The 273-nt window shown below is 62.3% G+C and carries 1 protein-coding gene; it reads right to left on the bottom strand.

The features are described 5' to 3' along the window. On the bottom strand, positions 1-273 hold a 273-nt coding region (locus tag ASU23_RS16350; protein ID WP_156423166.1), incomplete at both ends, for an isopeptide-forming domain-containing fimbrial protein.

Genomic DNA, 273 nt, shown 5'->3' with positions numbered 1-273 from the left:
CCCGACAGGGTCGGAGCAGCACCGTCGACACCGTCGACAGTCGCCTTGAGCGAACCGTCCACCAACGTCGCGTTGTCGAGAACCTTCGACAGATCATCGGTCAACACCACCGGATCAAGAGTCGTGTTACCCGTGTTCGCACCCGTCACGGTGTACGTGATCGTCTGACCCGCAGCAACATTGGTACCCGACGCAGGATCGGCAGCCTTCGCGACCGTGAACCCCGGAACCTTCACCGGATGCGTCGTGCACAGCTGCGTCGCCGGATCACAC

Source organism: Rhodococcus sp. KB6 (genome assembly GCF_001445685.1).
In the GTDB taxonomy this organism is placed as follows: Bacteria; Actinomycetota; Actinomycetes; order Mycobacteriales; family Mycobacteriaceae; genus Rhodococcus_F; species Rhodococcus_F qingshengii.
The sequence above is the reverse complement of the archived record's forward strand: the minus strand, read 5'-3'. Positions and strand labels throughout refer to the sequence as shown.